This is a genomic window from Flavobacterium sp. (assembly GCF_036782315.1).
In the GTDB taxonomy this organism is placed as follows: Bacteria; Bacteroidota; Bacteroidia; order Flavobacteriales; family Flavobacteriaceae; genus Flavobacterium.
The window spans coordinates 214,859-221,932 of the sequence record NZ_DAIPZK010000004.1 but is presented as its reverse complement, the minus strand read 5'-3'; the positions used below and the strand labels follow the sequence as shown (position 1 = coordinate 221,932).

The window sequence follows — 7,074 nt, the reverse complement described above, 5'->3', positions numbered from 1 at the left end:
TTTTTATGTTTTTGTAAATTGTTTTGAGAAAATGGTAGTTGTGCAACAGTTACCGCTGTTGTAGGTAGTTGTTATTTGTCGGTAGTGTTTTTCTTTCCTTTTTCGGGAAATAAGTTTTTAAGAACAATTACAACCATTCCAATAACATTAGCTGTAGAAGTAACAAGTAAAGCAATTAAAACATTGTCAGAAAGTTTATAGCCACAAAGATTGTTATGTGTTAGTATGTGAATGACTTTATTAAGCCAAATAAATAATAACCAAGTATATACAATTGAAAATAAAATTCTCAATATAGTATTTGTTCTATACCTCTTATTCTTTAAAGTTAATTTTTCAACCTCTGTTCTTAGTAAGTCAACTTCTGTTTGAGTTCTTAAATCACTTTTATTTTCATAACTCTTTTCCTCTTCAAATGCTTTTGAATCTACATTTAAAGGTTTACCATTATCTTCAATATTATCAAGTATATTTTCCAATTGAATTATTTTTTTTGGATTTTCAATTGGTAATGCTCTTTAATAAGTTCATTTGGTATTGATAGAGAAAAGGTATTAAAATATTGTTTAGCTTTTTCCCATATTATTGACCAAGGAGTATTAGGCTCATGTGTTTTCGCACTTAATTGAATGCCTGTATATTTTGAGTATACATCCCAAATTTTATTCAAAAATTTTTCAGTATTTTCATCTAACTCTGGTTTTACAACTTCTTTTTCAATCTTTTGATTACCAAAAGATTTGAAATCGTCGTACAAAGAAGGAATAACAGGACCATATTTCCATGCTTGAGGAGATTCATTAATTAAAGGCTTATTAAATAAACCTAAATTCCAACCATGAGCTATATATACCAACTTTATAAGTTTCATTGGTGTCATAGTTGTGTCATCTTTTCCGATGTAAAGGAAGTAATCTGCGATTTGTCTTGGCGTGTAAGTCATAATTAGTTCTGTTTTAGTTATTTCAATTTTACTTTCTTTTCGCAAAGTTACTAAATATAAACTAATTACAAAAAATATTATGAGAATTATAACGTAAATCATTCTTCCTGTTATGTTTACGCTTCGGTTTCTTTTACAATTACCTACAACTCGTTTATATGCGAAACTTTCAGACTAGTATAATGCCTTATTGGCAAGATATGCGAAAGTTTTGCCTGTTTTTATTTCGCTTATTTTTTGATAAGCTAATCAAAATTAGCATAAAATACTTACACATCAAAAGGGTTTTTTATTTTTTTTTAAACTATCATTTGTTACATGGGTGTAAATCATCGTGGTTTTTGGACTACTATGACCTAATAAATCTTGAATGTAACGCAAATCAGTACCGCTCTCAAGTAAATGTGTAGCAAAACTGTGGCGTAGTGTATGAAGTGTTATCGGTTTTCTTATCCCAGCTTTTTCTGCTGCTTGTTTTAAAATAACTTGAGCACTTCTGCTACTGTACATACCACCAAATTGCCCTTCAAATAGATATTCTTTAGGCTTATAAACTAAATAATATTCACGAAGTAACAACAATACCTTTTCTGACAAAAGTGTGTATCTGTCTTTTTTTCCTTTAGCATTTTTTACATGAATTAACATACGAATGCTATCAATATCTTTTAATTTCATGTTTATTGCTTCACTTATACGTAATCCAGCTGAGTAAATTAATGCTAACAAGGTTTTGTGTTTTAAATTTTCAGTGGCATCAATTATTTTTTGCACTTCTTTTTTACTCAAAACATTCGGTAATGTTTTTTCTCGTTTCGGGCGATGTATTTTGTCAATTTCTATTTTACTGTCCTTAACAATTTTAAAAAACAACTTAATTGCATTAACAATTTGATTCTGATAGGAAGATGAAAATTTATTCTTTAAAATGTAATCGTTGTTATAAGCAATAAAATCATCATTGCTGATATCTTTTACTGCTTTTGTGTTACAAAAAGTTAAAAACGATTTTAAAGCTTCGCTATACGCGTTAATCGTATTTGGGCTGTAGCGTTTAGATAAAAGATATCTTTTGAATGTTTCAATGCTTGCAATTCCTTCAGCATTTGGAATTAAAGTGTGGGCTAATGGTAATTTAAAATGCAAGCGGTTGGCTTCGGTATCAGGCAGATGCCAATACACTCCATCGAGCATCTTCAAAAGTTTTAATGCGAGTAATTAAAGCAGTATTTTTTTCAAAATAAACAGCAATCCGAGGTGTTCCTTTATGTAGTAAAGTTTTGGCTTTCCAATTCATAATTAATGGCTTATATGAAACAAATATAAAAAATAAATAAAAATATCCAATGCAAACAGAGAGTAGAAAAAATAGATACTAGGAAGATACTGGGAGGATAATAGGTACATAAAGAGTAGATATAGCACTGATAAAGTATAAATAGTGTATGGATAGTGTATGGATAGTGTATGAATAGTGTATGAATAGTGTATGGATAGTGTATGCCAGAAGTATAGATACTTTATAGATGAAGTATGCTAGAAGTATATTTTAAACATATAAAACCAAAAGAAACAAAAAAAGCACCTCGTTAGAAGTGCTTTTGTGGGGAGAGCAGGATTCGAACCTGCGAAGGTGTAACCAGCGGATTTACAGTCCGCCCTCGTTGGCCGCTTGAGTATCTCCCCAAACCAACGTGCTTATTTGACTAAGCGGTTGCAAATATAGAATTGTTTTTTATTCCTACAAAGGATTTTGCCACTATTTTACGGACTATTTTATAACATTCTGTAAATGAAAAACATAAAAAAATCTCCCTAAGGAGATTTTTTAAATTTATATCGGGCAAGATTTATTTTACCCCTAAAAGTTCTTTTACTTTAGCGCGTAATGCATCGCCTCTAAGGTCTTTTGCAACAATGTTTCCTTTAGCATCTAAAATAAAAGTAGCAGGAATGGATTCTATATTATATAATTTAGCAATTGGTTCATCCCAATATTTTAAATTTGAAATTTGAGGCCAAGTTAAACCGTCTTTTGCTATTGCTTCTTTCCATTTAGTGGCATCTTTATCCATAGAAACCCCAATAATGTTTAATCCTTTAGAATGGAATTCTTTGTAAAGTGCTACTACGTTAGGATTTTCCCCTCTGCAAGGTCCGCACCATGAAGCCCAAAAATCAATAATGGTTACTTTTCCTAGTGATTCTTTTAAAGAAATAGTTTTTCCATCTGGCGAAGGTCCAGAAAAAATAGGAGCTGGTTTTCCTATACTCAATGCTGACATACTGTCTAGGGTTGCTTTAATTTTTTTTCCGCTTTTAGTTTCAGTTAACTCTTTATTCAATCCTTCATAGTAATTTTTAACCTCATCTACAGTCAGATACTGTCTCATTAAGAAATTTTCTAATAACAATACAGATAAATAAGCATCGGGATTATTTTTAATGAATTTTTTCGAAATAATATTCATTTCATCTTGAAAACTATTGTATTCTTTAACAATCATGTTCATGGTTGCAGTATCATTCTTTTTCTTTGCTTCTTGCATCCTTGCAATGTTGTTTATTTCAAACTTGTTCTTCTTTTTTGCAATTACAACTGATTGATTATTAAATTCTTGAAATTTATCATTATTTTTTGTTCCACTGATAATAGAATTTTGAATTGTGTCTGATTTGTAGATAATATTTATCTTTCCTTCTTCTAAGATAATTGGTACAGAAAAATTTTCATTTTCGATTCTTACATAAGCCAAATCCATTTCTGATACTTTACCTTTTAATTCAAATTTTCCATTTTCAACTACTCCTGTGTCTTTTATAACAGTGCCAGTTTCATTTAAAACTTCAACATAAATTTTCTTTCCATTTTCAATACCTTCTGCAGTCCCAGTAAGTAAATATTCATTGTCTTTTAAGTTATTACAAGAAATGAATGATAATGTAAGTAATGCTAATAATGTTAATTTTTTCATCGTTTTAAATTAAATTTTCGCAAATGTATTCAAAATAACTCAGTTATAAAAACATAAAAAATGTTAGAATAGCAATAAAAACTAGTGTTCAAAGTTTTGTAAATCAAAAATATAGTTGTAATTTTGCACACCTTTTGGCGAAAAAGCGTTTCCATTAGGTATCAATTATTTATGTAAAACACTGTTGATGTTTTCTATTCGCTCAAAGAAACGCAAGAAACGCAACATACAAATTTTTAATCAGCATGTCTGAAATTAACAAAACACAAGAAGAGTTTTTAGCGAATTTTAACTGGCATAACTATGCAGAAGGTATTGATGCGGTTGACGAAAAAAACTTACAAGAATTTGAAGCTTTAGTAGAGAAAACTTTCGTATCAACAGGAGACGAAGAAGTTGTTGAAGGAGTTGTTGTAAGAATTACGGATAGAGATGCTATCGTTGATATCAACGCTAAATCTGAAGGTGTTATCTCTTTAAACGAATTCCGTTACAATCCTAACTTAAAAGTTGGTGATAAAGTAGAAGTATTAATCGACGTTCGTGAAGACAAAACAGGTCAGTTAGTATTATCTCACAGAAAAGCTAGAACTATCAAAGCTTGGGATAGAGTTATCGCTGCTAACGAAACAGGTGAAATCGTTAATGGTTTCGTAAAATGTAGAACTAAAGGTGGTATGATCGTTGACGTATTCGGAATCGAAGCATTCTTACCAGGTTCTCAAATTGATGTAAAACCAATCCGTGATTACGATCAATATGTGAATAAAACTATGGAATTCAAAGTAGTTAAAATTAACCACGAATTCAAAAATGTAGTAGTTTCTCACAAAGCACTTATCGAAGCTGATATCGAGGTTCAGAAAAAAGAAATTATCGGTCAGTTAGAAAAAGGTCAAGTATTAGAAGGTGTTGTTAAAAATATTACTTCTTACGGTGTATTCATCGACTTAGGAGGTGTAGACGGATTAATCCACATCACTGACTTATCTTGGTCAAGAATTAACCACCCATCTGAAGTATTAGAATTAGACCAAAAATTAAACGTTGTAATCCTTGATTTCGATGATGAGAAAACAAGAATTCAATTAGGTTTAAAACAATTACACGCTCATCCATGGGATGCTTTAGGAGCTGAATTAAAAGTAGGTGATAAAGTAAAAGGTAAAGTAGTTGTTTTAGCGGATTATGGTGCTTTCATTGAAGTAGCAGAAGGTGTTGAAGGTTTAATCCACGTTTCTGAAATGTCTTGGTCTACTCACTTAAGATCAGCTCAAGATTTCATGAAAATTGGTGATGAGGTAGAGGCAGTTATCTTAACTCTTGATAGAGAAGAAAGAAAAATGTCTTTAGGTATCAAACAAATGACGCAAGATCCATGGACGGATATCACTGCTAAATATCCAGTAGGTTCTAAACATACTGGAATCGTTAGAAACTTTACTAACTTCGGAATTTTCGTAGAGTTAGAAGAAGGTATCGACGGTTTAGTATATATCTCTGATTTATCTTGGACTAAGAAAATCAAACATCCATCTGAATTCGTAAACGTAGGTGATAAATTAGACGTAGTTGTTTTAGAATTAGACGTTGAAGGTCGTAAATTATCTTTAGGTCACAAACAAACTACAGCTAACCCATGGGATAAGTATGAAGATGCTTTCGCTGTTGGAACTATCCACAACGGAACAATTTCAGAAATCGTTGACAAAGGAGCTACTGTAGAATTTGGTGACGATATCGTTGCTTTCATTCCTACACGTCACTTAGAAAAAGAAGACGGTAAAAAATTGAAAAAAGGAGATACTGCTGACTTCAAAGTAATTGAGTTCAACAAAGAATTCAAAAGAGTAGTAGCTTCTCATACAGCTATCTTCAGAGAAGAAGAAGAGAAAAACGTTAAAGCTGCAACTGAAACCGCTTCAGCTCCAGCACAAACATCTACTTTAGGAGATAATAACGATATTCTTGCTGAATTAAAAGCTAAAATGGAAAAAGGAGGTAAATAATCTCACTTTTTTGTCATGCTGAACTCGTTTCAGTATCTATAAAATTAATCCCGAAAGAAATTTCGGGATTTTTTATTGTGTATTATATTTGTTTATCGTAATATTGCAATATAATAATTATTGATGATTGTGAAAACGTCTTTTTGAGTGATTTTATACAGAAAAAATGCTAATTTTTGCTGTATAAAATTGTATCGAGAATAGTTTGCAATCATGAGAAATAAGTAATTCAAAGCATTATGGGAGCATCAAAATCAGATTCTTTTTCAATAGAACAAAACGAAATGGCAAGTTTATTCAAAGCCTTGTCGCATCCAGCACGAATCGCTATAGTTGACTATTTATTAACGGTTGATTCTTGTATTTGTGGCGATATTGTAAACGAATTGCCGTTAGCGCAACCCACAATTTCGCAACATTTAAAAGAATTAAAAAACGCTAATATCATCAAAGGAACCATCGAAGGAACGGCAATTTGTTATTGTATTAATCCAGATACAATTGATAAAATAGAGAATCACTTTGGTATGATTCGTCATAAGTTAAAAAACAAATGTTGCTAATTTTAGGTTGTCACCCTGAGCGAAGTCGAAGGGAATTTATTCTTAATACTTAATTCTACAATCTTAATACTTAAAAATATGAAACTATCCGAAATCAAAACCCAATTAAAAAAGCTTTCTCAAATAGCTTTTCAATTACCAAATGGTAATTTAGTTCCTAGTCATTTTCATGTTACAGAAGTGGGAAAAGTAACAAAACATTTCATCGATTGTGGCGGAACAGTTCGTACTGAAGAAGTAATCAATTTCCAACTTTGGGAAGCGAATGATTACGATCACAGATTGCATCCAGAGAAATTAGTTCACATCATAGAACTTTCAGAAAAAACCTTAGGCTTACCTGATTTAGAAATTGAAGTGGAATATCAAATGAAGGAAACCATCGGAAAATTTAATTTAGATTTTGATGGAACTAATTTCTTACTAACAACAAAACTTACCGATTGTTTGGCAAAAGACAATTGTGGTATTCCACCAGAAAAATTAAAAGTTAAAATAGGTGAGTGGAAACCAAAGCAAACTTCTTGTTGCACTCCTGATTCAGGTTGTTGTTAATTTTAATTCAAAAAGCTAATCACTAATTA

The 7,074-nt window shown here is 31.1% G+C and carries 7 protein-coding genes and 1 tRNA gene; 3 read left to right on the top strand and 5 right to left on the bottom strand.

Translation table 11 applies throughout. From position 1 onward, the window contains the following. Nucleotides 1-71 precede the first annotated feature (71 nt). From V7P59_RS05755 to V7P59_RS05735, 5 genes are all read right to left on the bottom strand, one after another. A complete protein-coding gene (locus tag V7P59_RS05755; RefSeq protein WP_333809200.1) occupies nt 72-479 on the bottom strand; it encodes a hypothetical protein in 408 nt (135 codons plus the stop codon). Nucleotides 480-484: 5 nt separating this feature from the next. Then, entirely contained in the window at nt 485-943 is a 459-nt protein-coding gene (locus V7P59_RS05750) for a Panacea domain-containing protein (protein ID WP_333809199.1), read from the bottom strand. Nucleotides 944-1,219: 276 nt separating this feature from the next. Further along, nucleotides 1,220-2,137: a site-specific tyrosine recombinase/integron integrase gene (gene xerA, locus V7P59_RS05745; RefSeq protein ID WP_333809198.1), complete on the bottom strand. Its 918-nt coding sequence runs from the start codon at nt 2,135-2,137 to the stop codon at nt 1,220-1,222. Between the two features lie 410 nt (nt 2,138-2,547). After that, nucleotides 2,548-2,629 (bottom strand) — tRNA-Tyr (locus V7P59_RS05740). A gap of 164 nt (nt 2,630-2,793) precedes the next feature. Next, complete coding sequence (locus V7P59_RS05735; protein ID WP_333809197.1) at nt 2,794-3,918, bottom strand: TlpA disulfide reductase family protein; 1,125 nt, start codon at nt 3,916-3,918, stop codon at nt 2,794-2,796. Between the two features lie 245 nt (nt 3,919-4,163). On the opposite strand from V7P59_RS05735, the gene rpsA reads away from it, so the two are divergent. The 3 genes from rpsA (at nt 4,164) to V7P59_RS05720 (ending at nt 7,045) form a co-directional block, all read left to right on the top strand. Next, entirely contained in the window at nt 4,164-5,927 is a 1,764-nt protein-coding gene (gene rpsA / locus V7P59_RS05730; protein ID WP_333809196.1) for a 30S ribosomal protein S1, read from the top strand. A gap of 239 nt (nt 5,928-6,166) precedes the next feature. Next, nucleotides 6,167-6,490, top strand: coding sequence for an ArsR/SmtB family transcription factor (locus V7P59_RS05725; protein WP_333809195.1), 324 nt, complete (start codon nt 6,167-6,169; stop codon nt 6,488-6,490). Between the two features lie 78 nt (nt 6,491-6,568). Next, entirely contained in the window at nt 6,569-7,045 is a 477-nt protein-coding gene (locus tag V7P59_RS05720; RefSeq protein WP_333809194.1) for a DUF6428 family protein, read from the top strand. Nucleotides 7,046-7,074: the final 29 nt, after the last annotated feature.